22 protein-coding genes are annotated in these 23,239 nt (G+C 67.2%); 20 read left to right on the top strand and 2 right to left on the bottom strand.

Translation table 11 applies throughout. The features are described from left to right. Positions 1–94: 94 nt before the first annotated feature. Positions 95–844 carry a YebC/PmpR family DNA-binding transcriptional regulator gene (locus AUL33_RS04755; RefSeq protein WP_062204455.1) on the top strand — a complete coding sequence of 250 codons (750 nt, stop codon included), beginning with the start codon at positions 95–97 and terminating at the stop codon, positions 842–844. A gap of 63 nt (positions 845–907) precedes the next feature. Here the strand turns inward: AUL33_RS04755 and AUL33_RS04750 are convergent, their stop codons facing one another. After that, positions 908–2,005, bottom strand: coding sequence for a serine hydrolase (locus tag AUL33_RS04750; RefSeq protein WP_062204617.1), 1,098 nt, complete (start codon positions 2,003–2,005; stop codon positions 908–910). A 156-nt stretch (positions 2,006–2,161) separates the two neighbouring features. On the opposite strand from AUL33_RS04750, the gene ruvC reads away from it, so the two are divergent. From ruvC to serA, 19 genes are all read left to right on the top strand, one after another. Then, complete coding sequence (gene ruvC, locus AUL33_RS04745; protein WP_062204452.1) at positions 2,162–2,680, top strand: crossover junction endodeoxyribonuclease RuvC; 519 nt, start codon at positions 2,162–2,164, stop codon at positions 2,678–2,680. A gap of 55 nt (positions 2,681–2,735) precedes the next feature. After that, a complete protein-coding gene (locus AUL33_RS04740; protein ID WP_062204448.1) occupies positions 2,736–3,005 on the top strand; it encodes an AbrB/MazE/SpoVT family DNA-binding domain-containing protein in 270 nt (89 codons plus the stop codon). Further along, on the top strand, positions 2,983–3,408 hold the full coding sequence (locus AUL33_RS04735; protein WP_062204445.1) for a type II toxin-antitoxin system VapC family toxin: 426 nt from the start codon (positions 2,983–2,985) through the stop codon (positions 3,406–3,408). The genes AUL33_RS04740 and AUL33_RS04735 overlap by 23 nt, the downstream gene beginning before the upstream one ends. Further along, positions 3,405–4,028: a Holliday junction branch migration protein RuvA gene (gene ruvA / locus AUL33_RS04730; protein ID WP_062204444.1), complete on the top strand. Its 624-nt coding sequence runs from the start codon at positions 3,405–3,407 to the stop codon at positions 4,026–4,028. Before AUL33_RS04735 ends, ruvA begins: the two co-directional genes overlap by 4 nt. 49 nt (positions 4,029–4,077) lie before the next feature. Next, complete coding sequence (ruvB, locus tag AUL33_RS04725; protein WP_062204441.1) at positions 4,078–5,127, top strand: Holliday junction branch migration DNA helicase RuvB; 1,050 nt, start codon at positions 4,078–4,080, stop codon at positions 5,125–5,127. A gap of 136 nt (positions 5,128–5,263) precedes the next feature. Continuing rightward, positions 5,264–5,755, top strand: a complete 492-nt coding sequence (ybgC, locus tag AUL33_RS04720) for a tol-pal system-associated acyl-CoA thioesterase (protein WP_062204438.1) — start codon at positions 5,264–5,266, stop codon at positions 5,753–5,755. 297 nt (positions 5,756–6,052) lie between these two features. Then, positions 6,053–6,769 carry a protein TolQ gene (gene tolQ / locus AUL33_RS04715; RefSeq protein ID WP_062204435.1) on the top strand — a complete coding sequence of 239 codons (717 nt, stop codon included), beginning with the start codon at positions 6,053–6,055 and terminating at the stop codon, positions 6,767–6,769. A 66-nt stretch (positions 6,770–6,835) separates the two neighbouring features. Further along, on the top strand, positions 6,836–7,291 hold the full coding sequence (gene tolR / locus AUL33_RS04710) for a protein TolR (protein WP_062204431.1): 456 nt from the start codon (positions 6,836–6,838) through the stop codon (positions 7,289–7,291). A 10-nt stretch (positions 7,292–7,301) separates the two neighbouring features. Then, a complete protein-coding gene (locus tag AUL33_RS04705; RefSeq protein ID WP_062204428.1) occupies positions 7,302–8,423 on the top strand; it encodes a cell envelope integrity protein TolA in 1,122 nt (373 codons plus the stop codon). A 231-nt stretch (positions 8,424–8,654) separates the two neighbouring features. Next, positions 8,655–9,965 carry a Tol-Pal system beta propeller repeat protein TolB gene (tolB, locus tag AUL33_RS04700; RefSeq protein ID WP_062204425.1) on the top strand — a complete coding sequence of 437 codons (1,311 nt, stop codon included), beginning with the start codon at positions 8,655–8,657 and terminating at the stop codon, positions 9,963–9,965. 111 nt (positions 9,966–10,076) lie between these two features. Continuing rightward, positions 10,077–10,634 (top strand): peptidoglycan-associated lipoprotein Pal, encoded by a 558-nt coding sequence (gene pal / locus AUL33_RS04695; protein ID WP_062204422.1) that lies wholly within the window; start codon positions 10,077–10,079, stop codon positions 10,632–10,634. Positions 10,635–10,833: 199 nt separating this feature from the next. Next, positions 10,834–11,847 carry a tol-pal system protein YbgF gene (ybgF, locus tag AUL33_RS04690; RefSeq protein ID WP_156419282.1) on the top strand — a complete coding sequence of 338 codons (1,014 nt, stop codon included), beginning with the start codon at positions 10,834–10,836 and terminating at the stop codon, positions 11,845–11,847. A 43-nt stretch (positions 11,848–11,890) separates the two neighbouring features. Then, complete coding sequence (gene tilS / locus AUL33_RS04685) at positions 11,891–13,249, top strand: tRNA lysidine(34) synthetase TilS (protein ID WP_062204416.1); 1,359 nt, start codon at positions 11,891–11,893, stop codon at positions 13,247–13,249. 62 nt (positions 13,250–13,311) lie between these two features. Next, positions 13,312–15,252: an ATP-dependent zinc metalloprotease FtsH gene (ftsH, locus tag AUL33_RS04680; RefSeq protein ID WP_062204413.1), complete on the top strand. Its 1,941-nt coding sequence runs from the start codon at positions 13,312–13,314 to the stop codon at positions 15,250–15,252. A 165-nt stretch (positions 15,253–15,417) separates the two neighbouring features. Next, a complete protein-coding gene (glmM, locus tag AUL33_RS04675) occupies positions 15,418–16,767 on the top strand; it encodes a phosphoglucosamine mutase (protein ID WP_062204412.1) in 1,350 nt (449 codons plus the stop codon). Between the two features lie 155 nt (positions 16,768–16,922). Continuing rightward, positions 16,923–17,720 (top strand): outer membrane protein, encoded by a 798-nt coding sequence (locus AUL33_RS04670; RefSeq protein WP_062204409.1) that lies wholly within the window; start codon positions 16,923–16,925, stop codon positions 17,718–17,720. A gap of 230 nt (positions 17,721–17,950) precedes the next feature. After that, a complete protein-coding gene (locus tag AUL33_RS04665; protein WP_062204407.1) occupies positions 17,951–18,775 on the top strand; it encodes an outer membrane protein in 825 nt (274 codons plus the stop codon). 195 nt (positions 18,776–18,970) lie between these two features. Further along, complete coding sequence (locus AUL33_RS04660; RefSeq protein WP_062204404.1) at positions 18,971–20,149, top strand: phosphoserine transaminase; 1,179 nt, start codon at positions 18,971–18,973, stop codon at positions 20,147–20,149. Between the two features lie 135 nt (positions 20,150–20,284). Then, a complete protein-coding gene (gene serA / locus AUL33_RS04655) occupies positions 20,285–21,877 on the top strand; it encodes a phosphoglycerate dehydrogenase (protein WP_062204401.1) in 1,593 nt (530 codons plus the stop codon). Between the two features lie 338 nt (positions 21,878–22,215). Here the strand turns inward: serA and AUL33_RS04650 are convergent, their stop codons facing one another. Beyond that, positions 22,216–23,157 carry a DMT family transporter gene (locus AUL33_RS04650; protein ID WP_062204399.1) on the bottom strand — a complete coding sequence of 314 codons (942 nt, stop codon included), beginning with the start codon at positions 23,155–23,157 and terminating at the stop codon, positions 22,216–22,218. Positions 23,158–23,239 lie beyond the last annotated feature (82 nt).

The raw sequence follows: 23,239 nt of genomic DNA, 5'->3' as shown, positions 1-23,239 counted from the left end.
CGCTTCGCCCGCAGCGCGTCATGGCGCTTGCTGGACGCGCAGGCCCGAAGATTTTATAGGACGGCCATCCCGATTGACGACGAGAAGGTGACGGATGGCCGGTCATAGCCAATTCAAGAACATCATGCATCGCAAGGGCCGGCAGGACGCGGTGCGCTCGAAGATGTTCTCCAAGCTCGCCCGCGAGATCCTGGTGGCGGCCAAGGCCGGCCTGCCCGATCCCGCGATGAACTCGCGCCTGCGCCTCGCCATCGCCAATGCCAAGGCGCAGTCGATGCCCAAGGACAACATCGACCGCGCCATCAAGAAGGCGTCGGGCGCCGACGCCGAGAACTACGACGAGGTCCGCTACGAGGGCTACGGTCCCGGCGGCGTCGCGGTCATCGTCGAGGCGCTGACCGACAACCGCAACCGCACGGCCTCGAACGTGCGCTCCTACTTCACCAAGGCCGGCGGGGCGATGGGCGAGACCGGGTCGGTGTCGTTCATGTTCGACCATGTCGGCGAGATCACCTATCCCGCCAAAGTCGGCGACGCCGACAAGGTGATGGAAGCGGCGATCGAGGCGGGCGCCGACGACGTCCAGTCCGACGAGGACGGTCATCGCATCATCACCGCCTTCGAGGATCTCGGCGAGGTCGCGGCGGCGCTGGAAACGAGCCTCGGCGAGGCCGAGAGCGTCAAGACGATCTGGCGCCCGCAGACGGGCACGCCGGTGGACGAGGACAAGGCGCAGAGCGTGCTGCGCCTCATCGGCAATCTCGACGACGACGACGACGTGCAGAACGTCTATGCCAACTTCGAGGTCGACGAAGAGACGATGGCCAAGCTCTCGGCCGCCTGATCAACCCTTGAACGATCGAAACGATGAAGGCCGCGCCGGATCCTCGGTGCGGCCTTCCTTGCGTCAGCTCTTGGGCGGCGCGGGCGGCGGGGCGGTGCGCTGCGCCTCGGCCGCCGGCACGATCGTCTCGGCGACGAGCCGGTGCAGCTCCTGCACATAGCCGCTGCGGCCCGAGGGCTGGTTCTCGTCCGAAGTGATGGCGACGGTGAGCGCGAGGTCCGGGATGACGTAGATCATCTGGCCGCCATAGCCCCAGCCGTAGACCCCGTCATGGCCGGCGAAGCGGTCGATGAACCAGCCGTAGCCGTAGCGCCCGTCGTGGAAGCGCGAGGTGGTGCGCGGGGTCCAGGAGCGATCGATCCAGTCCTTCGAAAGGATGCGGGTGCCCTCGGTGGACGTGCCGCCGCGCCGGTAAAGCTCGCCGAAGGCGAGCAGCGAGCGCGGCGTCATCGCCATCTGGTTGCCGCCGAGATAGACCCCTTGCGGGTCGCGCTCCCAGTCCGTTATCTCCACCCCCGCCGGGCGCAGCCAGTCGCGTGCCAGCGCCAGCGTCGAGCGCCCGCTTGCCTTCGTCAGGATCGCCGAGAGGAGATGCGTCGAGCCGGTGGAGTAGAGCATTGGCCCGCCGGGATCGCTGGCGAAGGGGCGGGCGAGCGCATCGCGCACCCAGTTGCGCGACGAGATCCAGCCGCCGTAATTGGCGCCCGACGTGCGCTCCAGCCCGGCCTGCATCGACAGGAGGTTGCCGACCGTCACCTGCGCCAGACGCGGGTCTGGGTTGGCGGGGAAGTCCGCTTGCAGGAAGTCGGCGATGGGCTGGTCTGTCCCCTCGATCAGGCCCTTGTCGATGGCGATGCCGACCAGCGCCGAGATCACCGATTTCGAGGCGGACTTGATGTTGGTCGCCGTGCTCGTCCGGTTGCCCCGGAAGCCCTCGTCGATCCGCGTCTCGCCCTCGGTGGCGATCAGCAGCGTTTCCAGCGCGGGAAGCGATCGGGCCCGCTCGACCGACGCCGCGAAGCTTGGAGATACCTGTGGCGAACCTTCGCGCAGCTCGGCCGGCACCGGCGCGGCGGGCGGATCCTGTGCCATGGCTGCGACCGGAAGAAGGAGGAAGCCGGCGGCCAGCGCGGCGAAGAGGCGGGAGAGCGGTCGGTTCATGCAGGCGAAATGGGCCGGCAAACACGGCGGTTCGAGGTCCGTCACCACTTGTTGAAGGCCAGGGTACTTTCGCCCAATCCGTCTTCGTTTCCGCTCCGTTCATGATTTGTCTTTATCGCTGCCTCCCATCAGGGTAAGCGATGGGTGAAGACCAACATGTTGCAGGGGCGGACCATTCGCATCATCGGTATCGATCCGGGCCTGCGCCGCACCGGCTGGGGCGTGGTGGAGACGCTCGGCAACTCGCTGCGCTTCGTCGCGAGCGGCACGGTGACGTCCGACAACACGCTCGACCTCGCCTCGCGCCTGCGCCAGCTCCACGACGGGCTGCAGACGGTGTTCCACAATTTCCAGCCGGAAGAGGCGGCGGTGGAGCAGACCTTCGTCAATAAGGACGCGGTGGCGACGCTGAAGCTCGGCCAGGCCCGCGGCATCGCCATGCTGGTGCCCGCGCTCGCCGGCCTGCCGGTTGCCGAATATGCGCCGAACGCGGTGAAGAAGGCCGTGATCGGCGTCGGCCACGGCGAGAAGAAGCAGATCCACATGATGGTGAAGGTGCTGATGCCGAAGGCGACCTTCGACACGGACGACGCCGCCGACGCGCTGGCCATCGCGATCTGTCATACCCATCACCGGCAGTCGGCGCAGGCTCGCGCCGCCTTCGCCGGCCTCTAGATGTTCTTGACCTGTTCTCTTATCCGTGACAGGTAATACCGAGGAGGTATTACCGATGCGCGTCACCGAGAAGGGCCAGGTCACCATCCCCAAGCCGATCCGCGACAAGCTCGGGATCGGGCCGGGGAGCGAGGTGGAGTTCGTGGAACGCGGCGAGGCGGTGGAGGTCGTGGCCAAGCGGCTGGACGAGACGCCGCAACAGCGCCGCGAGCGGCTTCAACGTCATCTCGACCAGATGCGCGGAACGATCGATCTCGGGGGGATGACGACCGATGAATTCATGGACTCCCTGAGAGGCCCGCGTGACGATCTCGACCCTCGTTGACTCCAACATCATCCTCGATCTCGTCGGCGTCGATGCCGTGCCGGACCAGCGGCTTTGGTCGTCCCGTATGCTGCTGGACGCCGAAGAAGCCGGTCGGATCTGCGTCAACGCGATCGTCTGGGCCGAAGTGACGCAGCGTTTTGCGAACGGCCGGCTCCTCAGGGCGATGCTGCAGCCGTTCGAATGCGTCGAGGAGGACTTTCCCTTCGCGGCCGCCTATCCCGCCGGGCAGGCTCATCGCCTCTACCGCGAGCGCGGCGGAGCACGTGAGCGGACCTTGCCGGACTTTCTCATCGGCGCCCATGCGCTGGTTGCCGGCCATCGCCTGTTGACCCGCGATGCCGGGCGTTACCGCACCTATTTCCCCGACCTCGATATCCTCTCGCCGGAGACGCATCCTTGATCGGCAAGTTGAAGGGCACCGTCGACGAGATCGGCGAGGACCATGTGGTGATCGACGTCCATGGCGTCGGCTACGTCGCCTTCTGCGGCGCGCGCACGCTGGCGGGCCTCGGCAGTGTCGGCGAAGCGGCCGTGCTGCTGATCGAGACCTATGTTCGCGAGGACATGATCCGCCTCTACGGCTTCGCGTCGGCGGCCGAGCGCGACTGGTTCCGCCTCTTGCAGAACGTTCAGGGCGTCGGTGCCAAGGTGGCGCTCGCCGTGGTCGGCATCCTGTCGCCGGGCGACCTCGCCAACGCCGTCGCCCTGCAGGACAAGGCGATGGTGGCGCGCGCGCCGGGCGTCGGGCCGAAGGTCGCCGCCCGTATCGTGGCCGAACTGAAGGACAAGGCGCCGGCCTTTTCGGGCGCCGGATCCGAGGAGAGCTTCGGCCTGAAGCGCGAGATCGGGGAGGGCACGGCGCCCGCGCCGATCGCCGACGCGGTCTCGGCGCTCGTCAATCTCGGCTATTCGCGCGAGCAGGCGGCCGGTGCTGTCGCGACGGCCGTGCGCGAAGGCGGCGAGGACGCGGCCTCGACCACGCTCATCCGGCTGGGCCTGAAGGCGCTCAGCCGATCCTGAACAGCGGCCGCCTCGACACGGGGCGGCCCGAACTGGTAGCGCCCGTGCCATGAGCCAGCCCACCCGCCTTCTGACCCCCGAAAAGCGCGGCGAGGACGTCGATTCGACGCTGCGCCCGCAGCGGCTCGACGATTTCGTCGGCCAGGCGGCGGCGCGCGCCAACCTCAAGATCTTCATCGAGGCGGCCAAGACGCGCGGCGAGGCTCTCGATCACGTGCTCTTCGTCGGCCCGCCCGGCCTTGGCAAGACGACGCTGGCGCAGATCATGGCCAAGGAACTCGGCGTCAACTTCCGCTCGACCTCGGGCCCGGTGATCGCCAAGGCCGGCGACCTCGCGGCGCTGCTGACCAATCTGGAGGAGCGCGACGTCCTCTTCATCGACGAGATCCACCGCCTTTCGCCCGCCGTGGAGGAGATCCTCTATCCCGCGATGGAGGATTTCCAACTCGACCTGATTATCGGTGAGGGGCCGGCGGCGCGCTCGGTGAAGATCGACCTGTCGAAGTTCACGCTGGTGGCGGCGACGACGCGCATCGGCCTTTTGACGACGCCGCTGCGCGACCGCTTCGGCATTCCCGTCAGGCTGAACTTCTACACCGTGCCCGAGCTCGAACACATCGTGAAGCGCGGGGCGCGGCTGATGAGCCTGCCGATGGGCGAGGACGGCGCCCGCGAGATCGCACGCCGGGCGCGCGGCACCCCGCGCATCGCGGGCCGGCTGCTGCGCCGGGTGCGCGACTTCGCCACGATGGCGGATGTCGAGATCGTCGACCGGCGCATCGCCGACGAGGCGTTGACGCGGCTCGAGGTCGACACGCTCGGGCTCGACCAGCTCGACCGGCGCTATCTCGATCTCATCGCGATCAATTTCGGCGGCGGTCCCGTCGGCATCGAGACCATCGCCGCCGCGCTCTCCGAGCCGCGCGACGCGATCGAGGACATCGTCGAGCCCTACCTCCTGCAGCAGGGCTTCATCCAGCGCACCCCGCGCGGCCGCATGCTGACCCAGCACGCCTTCCGCCACATCGGCCTCGCCGTGCCGCCGAGCTATCAGGGCACGCAGGCCAGCCTGTTCACGGCGGAGGACGAGGACGGCTGACGACGCGATGCGCCTATCGGCGAGCCACGAGCCACGAGCCACGAGGCCCACGACGCCGGGGTCAAGCGCTCCCACGCCGCGCGCCCGGTGCCTGCCGATCTTGGACCGACGCCGGCGATGCTGTAGGAGGGCGCCGATGACATCCGACCTTTCAGGCCAACTCACCGATTTCGGCCATGCGCTCCATGTGCGCGTCTATTTCGAGGACACGGACTTTTCCGGCGTCGTCTATCACGCCCGTTACCTGCATTTCCTCGAACGGGGCCGCACGGACTACCTGCGCCTCCACGGCATCGGCCATCGCGAGCTGATGGCGGGCGCGTTCGGCGAGCCGATGGCGTTCGCGGTGCGGCGCATGGAGATCGAGTTCCTGCGACCGGCTGGGATCGACGACGTGCTCGTGGTGGAGACCCGCACGGCGCTGCTGGGCGGCGCGCGCGTCGTGCTCGATCAGCGCATTCTGCGCGACGGCGTCGTGCTCGTCGAAGCCAAGGTGAAGGTCGCGGTGATCTCGCCGGAGGGCAAGCCCCGGCGCATGCCGCAGGCGGTGGCCGACCGGTTGGGGGAGGGGGCATCCGCGCCGAGAGCGAGCGAGCCGCAGCCGATCGCGCCCGAACGGGCGGACTGATCTCGCGCCAAGCTTCGAGGCGGCGATGCCGCACTGCAAAAAAATCGTGTCGCCCGGCTGGCTCTGCCATGCTGGCAACGAATTGTTAACCCTAACGATGCTTGATGAGCGGTGCGGCGGAAGTCCTTGCCGCGCCATTCTTTCACCGGATTGTCCGGCGAAAGGGTGGGACGCCCATAAGTCGGCACGAGGCCGGATCGATGCATCGCCACGTCGGCTCACCAGCCGCGCAGCGGGGTCGGGCCGTGGCTGCACGGCTCGCGAACGGGCCACCAGGATGATCGAGGGACCCGAGGAATGAACGATGTCGCCCAGACTGCGCTTGCCGCCCATGGCAGCGACATGTCGATTCTCGGATTGTTCTGGCAGGCCGGCTTCGTCGTCAAGTTCGTGATGATCGGACTGCTCGCCGCCTCCGTCTGGACCTGGGCGATCATCTTCGACAAGGCGGCGCGCTACGCCCGCTTCCGTCGCCAGCTCAACAATTTCGAGACCAACTTCTGGAGCGGCCAGTCGCTCGAGGAGCTTTACCACACGCTGTCGGATCGCAAGACGTCAGGCATGGGCGCGCTCTTCGTGGCGGCGATGCGCGAGTGGAAGAAGTCCTTCGAGAAGGGCGCCCGCTCGCCGATCGGCCTGCAGACCCGCATCGAGAAGGCCATGGACGTTACCATGGCGCGCGAGATGGACGATCTCGAATCGCGTCTCGGCTTCCTCGCCACGGTCGGTTCGGCCGCCCCCTTCATCGGCCTGTTCGGCACGGTGGTCGGCATCATGACCTCGTTCCAGTCGATCGCCGCGTCGGAGCAGACGAGCCTTGCGGTCGTCGCGCCCGGCATCGCCGAGGCGCTGCTGGCCACCGCCGTCGGCCTCGTCGCCGCCATTCCGGCCGTCATCGCCTACAACAAGCTCTCGGCCGATGCCGGCAAGCTCGGCATGCGGCTCGAAGCCTTCGCCGACGAGTTTTCCTCCATCCTGTCGCGCCAGATCGACGAGAAGTCCGCCGCGCGCTGAAAGCGCGGCTAATTCCGAAACGACGAACACCAAGCGGCCGGACCGGCCATCTGAGGGACTTTCACCATGGGCATGTCGACGGGCGCCGCATCATCCGGCGGTGGATCGCGCCGCCGGCGCGGCAAGCGCCGGGCGCCGATGAGCGAGATCAACATGACGCCGATGGTCGACGTCATGCTGGTGCTGCTCATCATCTTCATGGTGGCCGCTCCGATGATGACCGTGGGCGTGCCGCTCGAACTGCCCAAGACCGCCGCCAAGTCGCTCAGCGCCAAGACCCAGCCGATCACCATCTCGGTCCAGGCCGGCGGCGAGATCTTCCTGCAGGACACGCCCGTGGCCGAGGACGCGATCGTCGCACAGCTGCAGGCGATCGCCGAGGCCGGCTACGAGGAGCGCATCTTCGTGCGCGCCGACGGCAATGCCGGCTACGGCACGGTGATGAAGGTCATGGCCCGCATCTCGGCGGCGGGCTTCCGCAACATCGGCCTTGTCACGGCCCAGGACACTGCGGGAAGCTGACGCGCGCGCCATGAAATCCGTCGGCATCTCCACCGCTCTCCACGCCGCCGTCCTCACCTGGGGACTGTGGTCGCTCGGCTCGCCCGAGCCGCTCGAAATGGGCGGCGAGGCGCTTCCGGTCACCCTGATCTCCGACCTCAGCGAAGCGACGCAGGGCGACGAGAAGGCGCCCGAGGCCCCGATTTCGGCGCCCAAGCCCACCCAGCGGCCGGAAACCGTGCCGACCGACGCCCAGAACGTCGGCGACAACAAGGTCGATCTGCCGACGCCGCCGACGCCCAAGCAGGCGCCGCAGGAGAGCATCAAGACCGCTGCCGCCGAAGCGCCGCCGCCGCCCCCGCCGGCTGCGACCCCGACGCCGCCCGAGCCGACGCCGGCCCCCGTTCCCGAGCCGACGCCTGCGCCCCCCGAGGTCGCGGAAGCCAAGCCCGAGGAACCGACGCCGCCCGAGCCGCCGACCGAAATCGACGAACTGGCCGAGCTTCTCGCCGAGAAGCCGCCGGAAGTTCCCGCGCCGCCGCGCAACGTTCCCACGCCCCAGGCCAAGCCCAAGCCGCCCGAGCCGGTGAAGGTCGCCGAGAAGCCGCCCGAGCCCAAGCCCGAGCCGGTGAAGGAAGCCGTCAAGACGCCCGAGAAGACCAAGACCCCCGACAAGGCGAAATCGACGGAGAAGACGAAGGAAACCAAGACCGCCGACTCGCAGAAGTCCGACGAGAAGACCTTCGAGGACACCGTCGCCGCGCTGCTGAACAAGCAGGACTCGGCCGGCGGCGGTGCCAAGCGCTCGACGCAGACGGCGTCGCTCGGCGCGCAGAAGGCCACCGGCGGTTCGCTCTCGCAGAACGAGATGGATGCACTGCGCGGACAGGTCGAGAAGTGCTGGAACCCGCCGGCCGGCAATGCCGACGCCGGAAACTTCGTGGTCAAGATCTCGATGCAGCTCAGCCCCTCCGGCGAGATCGAGGGCATGCCGCAGATCCTCGACGGCGGGTCCGGCTCCACGGCGCAGCGTGCGGCGGGCGAGGCGGCCGTGCGCGCGGTGCGCCGATGCGCGCCCTACAATCTGCCGGCCGAGAAGTACGACACCTGGTCGAAGGTCACGTTCAACTTCGACCCCAGCCAGATGTTCTGATCCGGCCCGGGCGCCATCGACGCGCCATTCTTTGACCAAGCGGAACGTCCATGGCGTTTCGCTTGGGGAGTCCGCCCCTCGGAGCCCCGTGCCGGCCTTGGTCGCTTGGGGGCTCCGTAGGGTTCCGCCGACCCTTTCGGTCGGTCCGCCCTGATCGCAATGACTGAACGGGTGCCCGGCCGATCCAAAGGCGGGGCGACAAGCCCGACCGACGAACGGGAAGGTCCCGCCATGAAGCGCCATATCCGAACACTCGCCTTCGCACTCGCAGCCACGACGGCAGTGTTTGCCGTCTGCGCCCCGGCCCGCGCCGAGGTCGAGGTCGACGTGACGAAGGGCACCGTCGCGCCGCTGCCGATCGCGCTGCCGTCCTTCCAGTCGCGCGATGCGCTCGGCCAGAAGGTCATCGAGGTGGTGACCGCCGACCTCAAGCGCTCCGGCCTCTTCGCGCCCGTCAACCCGGCCGCCTTCATCCAGAAGGACATCGGCCCCGACGCGACGCCGCGCTTCCAGGACTGGACCGTGATCAACGCACAGGCCCTCGTCACCGGCCGCGTGACCCCCGAGGCGGACGGGCGGCTTCGCGTCGAGTTCCGGCTCTGGGATACCTATGCCGGCCAGCAGCTCGACGGGCAACAGTTCTATGCCAGCCCCGACAACTGGCGCCGCGTCGCCCACATCATCGCCGATGCGATCTACGAGCGGCTGACGGGCGAGAAGGGCTATTTCGATACCCGCATCGTCTATGTCGACGAGACCGGCACGAAGGACAAGCGTCGCAAGCGCCTCGCCATCATGGACCAGGACGGTGCCAACGTGCGCTACCTGACCGAGGGCGGCGACCTCGTGCTGACGCCGCGCTTCTCGCCGAACCGGCAGGAGGTCACCTACATGTCCTTCGGCCAGGGCGAGCCGCGCGTCTACCTCCTGCAACTCGAGACCGGGCAGCGCGAGACCGTCGGCAACTTCCCCGGCATGACCTTCGCGCCGCGCTTCTCGCCGGATGGGCAGAAGGTGGTGATGAGCCTTCAGCAGGAGGGCAACGCCAACATCTACGCGATGGACCTGCGTTCCCGCGCCACCACGCGCCTGACGTCAACCTCGGCGATCGACACCTCGCCCTCCTTCTCGCCGGACGGTTCGAAGATCGTCTTCGAAAGCGATCGCGGCGGGCGCCCGCAGATCTACGTGATGGGTGCCGATGGCTCGGGTCAGCAGCGCATCTCCTTCGGCAACGCGTCCTATTCGACGCCGGTCTGGTCGCCGCGCGGCGATCTCATCGCCTTCACCAAGCAGTCGGGCGGCCAGTTCCAGATCGGCGTGATGAAGCCGGACGGCTCGGGCGAGCGCATCCTGACTTCGGGCTTTCACAACGAGGGACCGACCTGGGCGCCGAACGGGCGCGTCCTGATGTTCTTCCGCGACGCGCAGGGCAGCGGCGGGCCGCAACTCTACTCGATCGACCTTACCGGCCGCAACGAGCAGCGCGTCGCCACCCCGAACTACGGCTCGGATCCCGCCTGGTCGCCCGCCCTCGAGTAGGGCAGGGGGTCGGGAAAGCCGGAACGCCGAGCCCCCGCATTGACCGCTCGTTAACCTTGAACATGGTAAACCGCAGCGGACGAAACATTCACAGTATCGAAGGAGACGGCCATGCGCCGCATCGCAACAGGGGCCCATAGCCGGATCGCACTCGCGCTTATCGCAGCGCTCGCCGTCTCGGGTTGCGCCAAGAAGAACAACGGCTTGCCGGACAACGCGGCGGGCCTCGGCCTTGGCGGTGCCGGCGGCCTCGGCGGAGCCGGTGGCCTCGGCGGCGGCGGTGCCGGCGGTTCGGCCGCGCCGGGCACGACCCAGGACTTCACGGTCAATGTCGGCGACCGCATCTTCTTCGACACGGACTCGACCTCGATCCGCGCCGACGCTCAAGCGACCCTGGCCAAGCAGGCCCAGTGGCTGAACCAGTATTCGCGCTACCAGATCGTCGTGGAAGGCCATGCCGACGAGCGCGGAACGCGCGAGTACAACCTCGCCCTCGGCGCCCGCCGCGCCGCGGCGACGCGCGACTTCCTGGCCTCGCAGGGCGTTCCGGCGAACCGGATGCGCACCATCTCCTACGGCAAGGAGCGGCCGGTGGCCGTTTGCGACGACATCTCCTGCTGGTCGCAGAATCGCCGCGCCGTCACGGTGCTCTCGGGCGCCGGTTCCTGATACATTCCGGCAACAGTTGGAACGACGAAACGGCCCTTCGGGGCCGTTTTGCGTTGCGGCGCACCGGCTTGTGCTAGGGGCGACAAACTTTGGACGCCTTCGGCCTCTTGATGCCGGTGAACGTCGACAGGTCTTCGGAGCCGCCTCTCGTGACGCCCGCGAGGGATGGTGCCCGACCGATCCCCAAGGGATGTTCCGTATGGCCCGAATGCTTCTCCCCCGCCTTGCCGCGCTCTCGCTGGCGACGCTCGTCGCGGCCGGACCTGCCGCAGCCCTTAATCTGCCCTTCGGTCTCGGCGACGAAGCGCCGCGCGCGCGCATCGCCGCCCAGCCCGCCGCGCCCGCACCGGTGCTGATGGCGCAGGCCTCCGATGGGGGCGTGCGCCTGACGCAGATGGAAGAGGAAATGCGGCGGCTGACCGGCAAGGTGGAGGAACTGTCCTTCCTCGTGCTGCAGCTGCAGGAGCAGCTGCGCAAGACGCAGGAAGACAACGAGTTCCGCTTCCAGGATCTGGAAAAGGCGGGCGGCGGATCCTCGTCGGCGACCCCGCAGCGCCGCACCGAAGTGGCCCCGCCGAGCGACGCGCCGGCCGCCGGTGCGGCCCGGGTGGCCTCGGCCGAGCCGCCAGTGGCCACCGACGCGACGCAGACCGGTTCGCTGTCGCTGCCGGCGGCCTCGAAGCCCGCGCCGGCCGCCGCGCCCCCGGCGCAGACCGACGAGATCGCCTCGATCCTCGACACCAGCCTTGCTGAGCAGGCGGGGACGCCGACCGCCGCCGTCCCGGCGCCTGCTGCGGGTTCCGGCAAGGTCGCCTCGATTGCCACGAACGGGCCCGTCGAGATGTACAGCCTGGGCTACAACTACATGCTGGCCGGCGACTACCACCTCGCGGAGACGACCTTCCGCCAGTACACGCAGGCCTATCCGACGTCCGAGGACGCGCCGGACGCGCAGTATTGGCTCGGCGAGAGCCTCTACGCGCAGGCCAAGTATCGTGATGCCGCCGAGGTCTTCCTTAACGCTCAGAAGTCCCATCCCAAGGCCGGCAAGGCGCCCGAGATGATGCTGAAGCTCGGCATGTCGCTCGCCCATCTCGACAATCGCGAGACGGCCTGCGTCACCTATCGCGAAGTCGCCAAGCGGTATCCGCAGATGAGCGCCAACGTGAAGCGCAAACTTCAGGTCGAGGAAAAGTCGGCGAGCTGTTCCTGAGTCGACCGGCCGCTCGCAAGGCCCGCGGCCCCGCCGCCGTCACATGAGCGATCTCGGGTCCCGCGCCGGCGCGCTGCGTCAGGGTTGGCGGACCGGACAGGCGGCGAGGGCGATCGCGCCGGGTCTCCTGCTGGCGGTCTCGGGCGGTCCCGATTCGCTGGCCATGCTGATCGCGGCCGCCGAGTGGCGGACGAGCGATGCGCTAGTGCCGCCGCTGGCGGTCGCGACCGTCGATCATGGCTTGCGACCGGAAAGCTCCGCCGAAGCGCGCTTCGTCGCCGAGATCTGCGGCGAACTCGGCCTGCCGCATCGAACTTTGAACTGGCAGCCCGCGGCCCTTCGGGGCAACCTTGCGGCCGCCGCGCGCGCCGCGCGCTACGGGCTCCTTGCATTGGAAGCCAGGCGCCTTGGCGCCGGCGCGCTCGCAACCGCGCATCACCGCGACGACCAGATCGAAACGCATCTCCTCGCCCGCGAGCGCGGCGCCCTCGGCCCGGCTTCGGCGGGCATGCGCGACTGGCGCGATCTCGAACCCGGCCTCGTTCTGCTGCGCCCGTTTCTCGGCATCGAGCGCGGCGCTCTCGCGAAGGACGTTCGCCGCGCCGGCCTTCGGGCGATCGACGATCCGACCAATCGCGACGTGCGTTACCGGCGGGCCGCCCTTCGGCTGGCGATCGATCGCGGCGAGGTCGATCGGGATGCTGCGCTCGCGGCTCTCGGGTCGGCGGGCCGCGAGCGCGACGCCGCCGATGCCGCTCTCGCGCTTCGTCTGGCGGAGCTTCGGCATGAAGGGCGGCTCGAACTGACCGATGCTGGCGCGATCGTGATCGACCGTTGGCAATCGGCCGACCAGCCCCTGCTGTCTCGCTTCGTGACGGCTGCCGGTGGCGGCGCCGAGGCGCCTGCCACGCAGGCCATCGCCCGCCTCGGGGAGCGGTTGAGTTGCGAGGGCGACGTCTCATCGACTCTGGCAGGTTGCCGGATCGAGCGGCGAGGGGGACGGCTCGAGTGGAACCGCGAGTTCGGCCGCTCGGCGCCGGCCCCCGTGCAACTCGGACTGTTAGCCGTCTGTTTCGACGGCCGTTTCGACATCGACGCCCGGGCGGTTCCCGATCCGGATGTGGGTCCGGTTCTCGCGCTAGGCGCCATCGGCCTTGGAAACTGGCGCGACCGCACCCTGCCGGTTCTCACCGATGATTCGGGACGGGTGCGCGCGGCGCATCGCCACCTTCTCGAACGGTTTCCCGGAGCCGCCGAACTCCCGCTCCGGTGCCGGATCGGCTGGCGGATCGCGGCCAATCTGCCGGTCCGGACACCCTTCGCATTAACCGCGGGGCTCCAAATTGCCGCAAATGGCACGGAGCCTGTTGGCAAGGATTTGGCGGACACCTATCTTCGCTGACAAGTCATGGTCCCTCGTGTCGCAAGACGTGCGGGCGCCGAGGCGCAATCCCAGGACGGATAATGAACCAGAACTTCAGGAATTTCGCCCTCTGGGCGATCATCGCTCTCCTGCTGATTGCGCTGTTCCAGCTGTTTTCGAACGGCTCGCAGACCGCCAATTCGCGCGAAATCCCCTATTCGCAGTTCCTGTCCGACGTCGACGCCGGTCGTGTGCGCTCCGTCACCATCCAGGGCCAGCGGATCTCGGGCAGCTACTCCGACGCATCGAGCCCGTTCCAGACCTACTCGCCCGGCGATCCGCAGATCGTCAGCCGGCTCGAGGGCAAGAACGTCCAGATCAACGCGTCGCCGCCGTCGGACAATTCCAACCCGATCTGGTCGATGCTTCTCTCCTTCGGCCCGATCCTCCTCATCCTCGGCGTCTGGATCTTCCTGATGCGCCAGATGCAGGGCGGCGCGGGCGGCAAGGCGATGGGCTTCGGCAAGTCGAAGGCCAAGCTTCTGACCGAAGCGCACGGCCGCGTTACCTTCGCCGACGTCGCCGGTATCGACGAGGCCAAGCAGGACTTGGAGGAGATCGTCGAGTTCCTGCGCGAGCCGCAGAAGTTCCAGCGTCTCGGCGGCAAGATCCCGCGCGGCGTGCTGCTCATCGGCCCTCCCGGCACCGGTAAGACCCTGACGGCACGCGCCGTCGCGGGTGAGGCCAACGTGCCCTTCTTCACCATCTCGGGCTCAGACTTCGTCGAGATGTTCGTCGGCGTCGGTGCGTCCCGTGTTCGCGACATGTTCGAGCAGGCCAAGAAGAACGCGCCCTGCATCATCTTCATCGACGAAATCGACGCGGTCGGTCGCCATCGCGGCGCCGGCCTCGGCGGTGGCAACGACGAGCGCGAGCAGACGCTGAACCAGCTTCTCGTCGAGATGGACGGGTTCGAGGCGAACGAGGGCATCATCCTCATCGCCGCGACCAACCGGCCCGACGTCCTCGACCCCGCGCTGCTGCGTCCCGGCCGCTTCGACCGTCAGGTCATGGTGCCGAATCCCGATGTCGGAGGCCGCGAGAAGATCCTCAAGGTGCATGTGCGCAACGTGCCGCTGGCGCCCAATGTCGACCTGCGCACCATCGCGCGCGGCACGCCGGGCTTCTCCGGTGCCGATCTCGCCAACCTCGTCAACGAATCCGCGCTGATGGCGGCCCGCCGCTCCAAGCGCCTCGTGACGATGCTGGAATTCGAGGATGCCAAGGACAAGGTCATGATGGGCGCCGAGCGCCGGTCGATGGCAATGACCGAGGACGAGAAGAAGCTGACGGCCTATCACGAGGCCGGTCATGCTCTCGTCGGCATCTACGAGCCCTTCAACGATCCGCTGCACAAGGTGACGATCATCCCGCGCGGCCGCGCGCTCGGCGTCACGATGAACCTGCCGGAGCGCGATCGCTACGGCATGCGCAAGAACGAGATGGAAGCGCGCCTGACGATGATCTTCGGTGGTCGTGCCGCCGAAGAGATCATCTACGGTCTCGACAACGTCACGACCGGCGCCTCCAACGACATTCAGCAGGCCACCAACATGGCCCGCGCGATGGTCATGGAATACGGCATGAGCGACAAGCTTGGTCGCCTGCGCTACCGGCAGAACCAGGAGGAGGTCTTCCTCGGTCATTCCGTGTCGCAGCAGCAGAACATGTCGGAAGAGACCGCGCGTCTGATCGATTCGGAAGTGCGCGGGATCATCGAGGTCGCCGAGAACAAGGCGCGCCGTATCCTCAACGAGCGGATCGACGACCTGCACAAGCTCGCCTACGGCCTGCTCGAGTTCGAGACGCTGTCGGGCGACGAGGTTCGCGATCTCCTTGCCGGCAAGACGCTGGCCCGCGACATGGGCGACGACACGCCGCCCTCGCGTGGCTCCGCCGTGCCGAAGGCCGGTTCAGCCAAGCCGTCCGGCCCTCGCGACGATAAGTCGGAAGGCGGACTGGAGCCTCAGCCGCAGGCGTAAGCCTCTGGCAAAAGCCTATCGATAGAAGGAGGGCGGACCGAAAGGTTCGCCCTTTTCGCGTCAGCGCCCGGCTTCACGCCAGCCAGACGCTGATATTCTTTTTGACTTCCTGTGCGATGCTGCTCCCGGTAGACGCTGGAACATTCGGCCTTCGGGGAACCCGCCATGAGTAAGTCCTATTTCGGCACCGACGGCATTCGTGGCCGGGCCAATCGTCATCCGATGACGCCCGAGATCGCGATGAAGGTCGGGATGGCCGCGGGACTGGCGTTCCGGCGTGGCAACTACCGGCACCGCGTGGTCATCGGCAAGGATACGCGCCTGTCCGGTTACATGATCGAGCCCGCGCTCTGCGCCGGCTTCACCGCTGTCGGCGTCGACGTGCTGATGCTCGGTCCGATGCCGACGCCCGCCGTCGCCATGCTAACGCGCTCGATGCGGGCCGATATCGGCGTGATGATCTCCGCCTCGCACAACCCCTTCGACGACAACGGCATCAAGCTGTTCGGCCCCGACGGCTACAAACTGTCGGACGAGCTGGAGGCCGAGATCAACGGGCTGATCGACGAGGACCTGTCGCGCCGGCTGGCGGACGGCGCCCATCTCGGCCGCGCCCGACGCTACGACGATGGCGGCCGCGACCGCTATGTCGAGTTCGCCAAGCGCACGCTGCCGCGTGAGATGTCTCTGGAGGGCGTGCGCGTCGCCATCGATTGCGCCAACGGCGCGGCCTACAAGGTCGCGCCCGACGTTCTCTGGGAACTGGGGGCCGACGTCGTGGCGATCGGCGTCGATCCCGACGGCACCAACATCAATCTCAGCTGCGGTTCGACGAGCCCGGCGGCTTTGTGCGCCAAGGTTCGCGAAGTGCGCGCTGACATCGGCATCGCCCTCGACGGCGACGCCGATCGCGTGCTGATCGTCGACGAGCACGGCGAGATCGTCGACGGCGACCAGATCATGGCCGTCATCGGCGAGGCCTGGGCCGACGACGGGCGCCTCGCGGCGGGCGGCGTCGTGGCGACCATCATGTCCAATCTCGGCCTCGAACGCTTCCTCAACGAGCGGCAGATCCAGCTCGCGCGCACGAAGGTCGGCGACCGCTACGTCGTCGAGCACATGCGCCAGCATGGCTACAATGTCGGCGGCGAACAGTCCGGCCATATCGTGCTGTCGGACTTCGGCACGACCGGTGACGGACTGGTGTCGGCGCTTCAGGTGCTGGCGGTGGTCCGCAAGGCCGGCGGCACGGTCTCGGAGGTCTGCCGCAAGTTCGAGCCGGTGCCGCAGGTTCTCAAGAACATCCGCTTTGCCGGCGGCGAGCCTCTGGAACTGGCGCGAGTGAAGGAGGCGATCAGCCTCGGGCGCGATCGGCTGGGCGACAGCGGCCGTCTCGTCATCCGGCCCTCCGGCACCGAGCCGCTGATCCGCGTGATGGCCGAGGGCGACGATCCCGTTCTGGTGACGAGCGTGGTCGACGACATCATCGGCGTGCTGCGCCGGGAAGCGGCCTGACCGGGCCCGCTGCCCGCGCCGCAGGTCGGAAGGAGGGTGGAGGTCTTTGTCCACTACCCTTCAGCACATAAACCAAGCGTTAATCATTAATCTTTAGATTTCGACGTGTTGCGGAACTCAAGCCGCTCACCATTACGAATTCTGGAGATCTGACCATGGTTCGGCTTGTCCTCGCCCTGATGGCGTCCGCGACACTCCTGCCGTCCTTCGCGAACGCGGCGGACATTCTCGAGCCCTTGCCGGTGGCCGAGCCCGTTCCCGACGACTACAGCGGCTGGTACATCCGCGCCGACGCGGGCTACGCCTTCTCGTCGGAGACGGACGGCTCGTTCCGCTCGTATGACGCGCATACCAACCAGTACGGCGACGACTTCCGCTATTCCTCGATCAAGCTCGACGACAGCTACAGCGTCGGCGCCGGCGTCGGTTACCGCTTCGCCGAGCATTTCCGCACCGATCTTGCCGTCGACTACTACAATTTCGACGTGAAGGGCTCCAGCGCCTGCGCCTACTCGTATGGTGGCGACTGCCGCTTCAACGATACGTCGGATGCCGACATCTGGACGGCGATGGCCAACGCTTATGTCGACCTGCCCTACTTCGGACCGATCACGCCCTATTTCGGCGCGGGTATCGGCTTCGCCAACGTGTCCTATGGCGACATGAAGAACGAAGTCTGCTCGAACGTCTGCGGCGATCCCAAAAACTACGTCGGCGTGCATCAGGGCGAAGACAGCTGGCGCTTCGCCACCGCGCTTATGGCCGGTGCGAGCATCGACCTGACCCACTCGCTCGCACTCGACGTCGGCTATCGCTACACGCGCATCTACGATGGCGACGCCTTCGAGTTCGATGCGACCGACAAGCTGGCCGGCGCCAGCGGCATCCAGGGCAAGGACAACGGCTTCGATTTGCACACGGTTCGTGCGGGCCTTCGCTACTCCTTCTTCTAAGCCACGACGTTTCATCGTTTTCATGCGAAAGGCCGCCCCTCGGGCGGCCTTTTTCGTTGGGCGAACAGGCAAGTTCGGCCAAGACATCGGACAACCCAAAATGGTGTGAAACTGGTTAACGCAGAGGGTTAAGGAACGTGGTTAACGCTTCGTTAACCACGTGGGCACGAAGGTCTTCGGCAAGAGGTGACGCAACGTCGTGTCGCCCGACCCCTTCCGAAGGCGCTTCCATGTTCGACCGCAATTCCCGCTTCCTGGCTGTTGCCTTCCTTCTCGGCTCCCTCGGTGCAGCCCAGGCTGCCGATATCCTGTCGGCTCCCGAAATCGTCGCCGCGGCGCCGGCATCCCGCTTCTACGTGCGCGGCGACGTCTCCTACGACTTCAGCGCCGATCTCGACGTGACGCAGCGCATCGTCGATCCCACCGGGACGCTCGTATCCGGCTTCTCGCGTCTCGATCTCGACGAGGGCTTCGATGGCGGCGTCGGCATCGGCTATCAGGCGACCGACTGGCTGCGCACCGACGCGACCTTCCACTACTGGAAGGACGAGCTGACCACGACCGCGACGGACTCGCTGATCTGCGCCGGCGATCCCGCCTGCAACGCGCTCGGCGGCGCGGGCGATTTGGAGGCTTACGAGCTGATGGCCAATGTCTATGCCGATCTCGGCACCTTCGCCGGCTTCACCCCCTATGTCGGCGGCGGTCTCGGCGCGGTCCACCTCAGCTACGACGACACCTCGATCTCGCTCGATGCCGGCGGAGGCTGCGACGTCTCCGACCCGTGCGGCGGTCCGGCCGATCCCGTGGGTTCGATCGGGTTCAAGGGCGAGAACTCCTGGCGCTTCGCCTACGCGTTGAACGCGGGCGTCGCCTACAACATGACCCAGTCCCTGGCACTGGATGTCGGCTACCGCTACCTCAACGTCGACGGGGGCGACACCTACTCGTTCGATGGCGCCTCGATCGGCGCGCCCGGCAGCAAGATCCTCGGCGAGGACGACGGCTTCGACCGCCACACGATCCAGCTGGGCCTGCGCTACAAGTTCGGCTGAGCTTTATCTTTGAGGACGATGCCGGAAGGCGGCGGGCGCGAGCCTGCCGCCTTCCGGCATTTCAGGGTCGCTCGTGAACGGAAACCCGGGCAAGGCGTCATCGACATGTCGCTTGACGACAACTCGCAGCGGGCCTAATTGCCGACGCGGGACACGCCTCCCCAACGAGGCGCTGACTATCTGAGAGGATAGATGATGGCGACGACCGAAAAGCCGACCACGCGTCCGGCCAACCCCCGATTCTCGTCCGGCCCCTGCGCCAAGCGCCCGGGCTGGAGCCTCCAGGCGCTCGAAGATGCAGCGCTGGGCCGCTCGCACCGCGCCAAGGTCGGCAAGACCAAGCTCCAGAAGGCGATCGACGACACCGCCTCGATTCTCGGCGTGCCCGCCGACTACCGCGTCGGCATCGTGCCCGCGTCCGACACGGGCGCCGTCGAGATGGCCATGTGGTCGCTCCTCGGTGAGCGGCCGGTCGACATGGTGGCCTGGGAAAGCTTCGGTTCGGGCTGGGTGACGGACGCTGTCAAGCAGCTCAAGCTCCAGGACGCCCGCGTCTTCGAGGCCGGCTACGGCGATATCGTTGATTTCGCCTCGCTCGACTTCGACCACGATGTCGTCTTCACCTGGAACGGCACGACCTCCGGCGTGCGTCTGCCCAATGGCGACGCCATTCCTGCCGATCGCAAGGGCCTGACCATCTGCGACGCGACCTCGGCGGCCTTCGCGCAGGACCTGCCCTGGGACAAGCTCGATGTCGTCACCTTCTCCTGGCAGAAGGTGATGGGCGGCGAGGCTGCGCACGGCATGCTGATCCTCAGCCCGCGCGCCGTCGAGCGCCTCACCACCTATAAGCCGGCCTGGCCGCTGCCGAAGATCTTCCGGCTGACCTCCGGTGGGAAGCTGATCGAGGGCATCTTCAAGGGCGAGACGATCAACACGCCCTCAATGCTCTGCGTCGAGGACTATCTCGATGCGCTCGCCTGGGGCCAGCGGATCGGCGGCCTGCCCGCGCTGAAGAAGCGCGCCGACGACAATCTCGCCGTGATCGAGCGCTTCGTCGAGGCCAATGACTGGATCGGCTTCCTGGCGAAGGACAAGGCGACGCGGTCGAACACGTCGGTCTGCCTGCAGTTCACCGACGCGAGCGTCGTCGCGTTGCCGAAGGACGCGCAGGAGGCCTTCGCCAAGGGCGTTGCCTCGATGCTCGAAAAGGAAGGCGTCGCGCTCGACGTCGGTGCCTATCGCGACGCCCCTCCGGGACTGCGTATCTGGGCCGGCGCCACGGTGGAGGCGTCCGATCTGGAAGCGCTGATGCCGTGGATCGCCTACGCGTTCGCGCAGCAGAAAGCGACGCTGGCGCAAGCCGCGGCCTGACGGCCAAAGGTTCAGTGCAGTCGTCATCCCGGTACGAGGCCGGGATGACGACATTGAACCCCCGGCGCTTTTCCTTTTCCTTCTCTACCGCGTGCCGAGCGTCTGCCGCCGCGGTCTTTCGACAGGATCACTTCCATGGCACCCCGCGTTCTCGTTTCCGACAAGCTCTCCCCGACCGCCGTCCAGATCTTCAAGGATCGCGGCGTCGAGGTCGACTACCTGCCCGATCTCGGCAAGGACAAGGACAAGCTCCTCGAGGTCATCGGCCAGTATGACGGCCTCGCGATCCGCTCCGCCTCGAAGGTCACGGAAAAGATCATCGACGCCGCGACCAAGCTGAAGGTCATCGGCCGCGCCGGCATCGGCGTCGACAACGTCGACATCCCGGCGGCGAGCCGGAAGGGCATCATCGTGATGAACACGCCCTTCGGAAACTCGATCACCACGGCCGAGCATGCCATCGCGATGATGTTCGCCGTGGCCCGCCAGCTTCCCGCCGCCGACGCCTCGACGCAGGCCGGCAAGTGGGAGAAGAATCGCTTCATGGGCGTGGAGATCACCGGCAAGGTGCTCGGCGTCATCGGCTGCGGCAATATCGGCTCGATCGTCGCCTCGCGCGGCGTCGGCCTCAAGATGAAGGTGATCGGCTTCGACCCGTTCCTCTCGGCCGAGCGCGCCGCGCAGCTCGGCATCGAGAAGGTCGAGCTCGACGAACTCTTCCGCCGCGCCGACTTCATCACCCTGCACACGCCGATGACCGACAAGACGCGCGGCATCATCGACGCCAAGGCGATCGCCACGATGAAGAAGGGCGTGCGCATCATCAACTGCGCGCGCGGCGGCCTGATCGTGGAGAAGGATCTCGCCGAGGCCATCAAGTCCGGTCAGGTGGCGGGTGCCGGCATCGACGTGTTCGAGACCGAGCCGGCGACCGACTCGCCGCTCTTCCACCTCGAGAACGTCGTCTGCACGCCGCATCTGGGCGCCTCCACGACGGAAGCGCAGGAGAACGTGGCGCTGCAGGTGGCCGAGCAGATGGCCGACTATCTCGTCAACGGCGCGGTGTCGAACGCGCTCAACATGCCCTCGATCACGGCCGAGGAGGCGCCGCTGCTGACGCCCTACGTCAAGCTTGCGGAGATCCTCGGTTCCTTCGCCGGCCAGCTGACGGAAGACCCGATCGACGCGGTGGAGATCCTCTTCGACGGCGCGCCGGCCCAGATGAACACGCGCGCGCTCGTCTCGGCGGCGCTGGCCGGGCTGATGAAGGCGCAGGTCCAGACCGTCAACATGGTCTCGGCGCCGCTCATGGCCAAGGAGCGTGGCATCGCCGTCTCCGAGGTGCGGCGCGACAAGTCGGGCGTCTTCGACGGCTACCTCAAGGTGACGGTGACCACCAAGAAGCAGACGCGCTCGGTGGCGGGCACCTGCTTCTCGGACGGCAAGCCGCGCTTCATCCAGATCAAGGGCATCAACATGGAGGCCGATGTCGGCCGCTACATGCTCTACACCGCCAACAAGGACGTGCCCGGCGTCATCGGCGAACTCGGCATGACCTTCGGCAAGGCCGGCATCAACATCGCCAACTTCCATCTCGGCCGCGACGAGCAGGGCGGCAGCGCCATCGCGCTGCTCTATCTCGACGAGCCGTTGAGCGACGCCTTCATCGCGCAGGTCGAGGCGCTGAACGGCATCGGGCAGGCGAAGCTGCTGACGTTCGAGGTCTGAGACTGCATAAGCATTGAAGAGGAGGGGCGGTCCGCAAGGGCCGCCTTTTTTCGTATGGAGGGATGGTTCGGGGAGGACATCGAGTCGCTCGCTGTTCAGGGGTAGGCCTGACCACAAGCCGAAGCTCAGCGTGACAACGACCTTTCCTCCATCGTCATCCCGGCCCCAGAGCCGGGATCCATGCCGCGGCGCTCGTCGCTCGTCCTTGGTGTCAAAGGTCAAACGCGGCGGCATGGATCCCGGGTCAAGCCCGGATGACGACCCGTTTGGTGTGTGAGGGGGAGGAGCCGGGCGGACGCAACCCCCTGTGACCTCCGCGACGGGGTCCCCCCGTCCCCTCACCCTCGCGTCTCCACCTCCACCGGCGTCGCCGGCTGATCGGCCACCCGCGCCCGCTGCTTGCCGCGTTCCGCGATGGTGATACCCCCGAGGACGAGCGCGAGCGCCACGACGTGATAGGTAAAGAGCGGCTCGCCGAGGATGGCCACCGCGAGGATCGTGCCGAAGATCGGGACGAGGTTGACGAAGAGGTTGGCGCGGTTGGCGCCGATCATCTCGATGCCCTTGATGTAGAGACTCTGCGACAGGATCGAGGGCAGGAGCACGCTGAACGCGACCACCCCCCAGCCCTGCGCATCCGGCCAGCGCTGGGCGCCGATCACCCACTCGCCGATGGCGACGGGAAGCGACGTGAGCGTGGCCGTCAGCGAGATCAGGAAGATTGAACTCAGCCAGTGGATCGCCGGCTTGCGCGACAGCATGATCGTGTAGGCGCCGAAGAAGAGGACGGCGACCAGCATCAGCGCGTCGCCGTGGTTGAGATCGAGGGCGGCGAGCGTCGTCAGGTCGCCGTGCCCAGCGGTGAGCAGGACGCCGAGGAGCGTCAGCGAGAACCCGGCGACCTGCAATCCCGTCACCTTCGCCCGGAACACCAGGAACATGCCGACGAAGACCACGAGCGGCATCGAGGATTGCACGATCGTCGAGTGGATCGCGCTCGTGTAATTCATCGCCACGTAGAAGAGCGAGTTGAAGCCGGTGAAGCCAAGAAGCCCGAGCATCACAAAATAGCCGAGGCGGGGCCGAACGAGCGGCCAGTCGCGCCGGAGGACGGGCAGGGCGAAGGGGGCGAGGAGAGCGCTGGCGATCGCCCAGCGCAGCACGGTCAGCATCATCGGCGAGACGTGGCCGACCGCCAGCTTGCCCGCCACCGAGTTGGCGCCCCAGATGAAGGCCGTCAGGCCGAGAAGGACGTAAGGGTGGCGGAGTGTCTGCAGCATGCGGGCTGCATAGGCCGGATCGGCGCGCCCGCGCAATGTGAGCCGCCAGCCCGCGCACCGGCACCCTGTGAATCGGGCCCTC

It is taken from the genome of Aureimonas sp. AU12 (assembly GCF_001463705.1).
In the GTDB taxonomy this organism is placed as follows: domain Bacteria; phylum Pseudomonadota; class Alphaproteobacteria; order Rhizobiales; family Rhizobiaceae; genus Aureimonas.
This window is presented reverse-complemented; position numbering and strand designations above follow the sequence as displayed.

Excerpts from the sequence above, each read along its gene's own strand:
- glmM (WP_062204412.1), top strand. The coding sequence starts at position 15,418 with ATGAGTAAGTCCTATTTCGGCACCGACGGCATTCGTGGCCGGGCCAAT.
- ruvB (WP_062204441.1), top strand. The coding sequence starts at position 4,078 with ATGAGCCAGCCCACCCGCCTTCTGACCCCCGAAAAGCGCGGCGAGGAC.
- ybgC (WP_062204438.1), top strand. The coding sequence starts at position 5,264 with ATGACATCCGACCTTTCAGGCCAACTCACCGATTTCGGCCATGCGCTC.
- serA (WP_062204401.1), top strand. The coding sequence starts at position 20,285 with ATGGCACCCCGCGTTCTCGTTTCCGACAAGCTCTCCCCGACCGCCGTC.
- AUL33_RS04755 (WP_062204455.1), top strand. The coding sequence starts at position 95 with ATGGCCGGTCATAGCCAATTCAAGAACATCATGCATCGCAAGGGCCGG.
- tolB (WP_062204425.1), top strand. The coding sequence starts at position 8,655 with ATGAAGCGCCATATCCGAACACTCGCCTTCGCACTCGCAGCCACGACG.
- AUL33_RS04705 (WP_062204428.1), top strand. The coding sequence starts at position 7,302 with ATGAAATCCGTCGGCATCTCCACCGCTCTCCACGCCGCCGTCCTCACC.
- AUL33_RS04660 (WP_062204404.1), top strand. The coding sequence starts at position 18,971 with ATGGCGACGACCGAAAAGCCGACCACGCGTCCGGCCAACCCCCGATTC.
- tilS (WP_062204416.1), top strand. The coding sequence starts at position 11,891 with ATGAGCGATCTCGGGTCCCGCGCCGGCGCGCTGCGTCAGGGTTGGCGG.
- ruvC (WP_062204452.1), top strand. The coding sequence starts at position 2,162 with ATGTTGCAGGGGCGGACCATTCGCATCATCGGTATCGATCCGGGCCTG.
- tolQ (WP_062204435.1), top strand. The coding sequence starts at position 6,053 with ATGAACGATGTCGCCCAGACTGCGCTTGCCGCCCATGGCAGCGACATG.
- AUL33_RS04740 (WP_062204448.1), top strand. The coding sequence starts at position 2,736 with ATGCGCGTCACCGAGAAGGGCCAGGTCACCATCCCCAAGCCGATCCGC.
- tolR (WP_062204431.1), top strand. The coding sequence starts at position 6,836 with ATGGGCATGTCGACGGGCGCCGCATCATCCGGCGGTGGATCGCGCCGC.
- ftsH (WP_062204413.1), top strand. The coding sequence starts at position 13,312 with ATGAACCAGAACTTCAGGAATTTCGCCCTCTGGGCGATCATCGCTCTC.
- AUL33_RS04750 (WP_062204617.1), bottom strand. The coding sequence starts at position 2,005 with ATGAACCGACCGCTCTCCCGCCTCTTCGCCGCGCTGGCCGCCGGCTTC.
- pal (WP_062204422.1), top strand. The coding sequence starts at position 10,077 with ATGCGCCGCATCGCAACAGGGGCCCATAGCCGGATCGCACTCGCGCTT.
- AUL33_RS04665 (WP_062204407.1), top strand. The coding sequence starts at position 17,951 with ATGTTCGACCGCAATTCCCGCTTCCTGGCTGTTGCCTTCCTTCTCGGC.
- AUL33_RS04650 (WP_062204399.1), bottom strand. The coding sequence starts at position 23,157 with ATGCTGCAGACACTCCGCCACCCTTACGTCCTTCTCGGCCTGACGGCC.
- AUL33_RS04670 (WP_062204409.1), top strand. The coding sequence starts at position 16,923 with ATGGTTCGGCTTGTCCTCGCCCTGATGGCGTCCGCGACACTCCTGCCG.
- ybgF (WP_156419282.1), top strand. The coding sequence starts at position 10,834 with ATGGCCCGAATGCTTCTCCCCCGCCTTGCCGCGCTCTCGCTGGCGACG.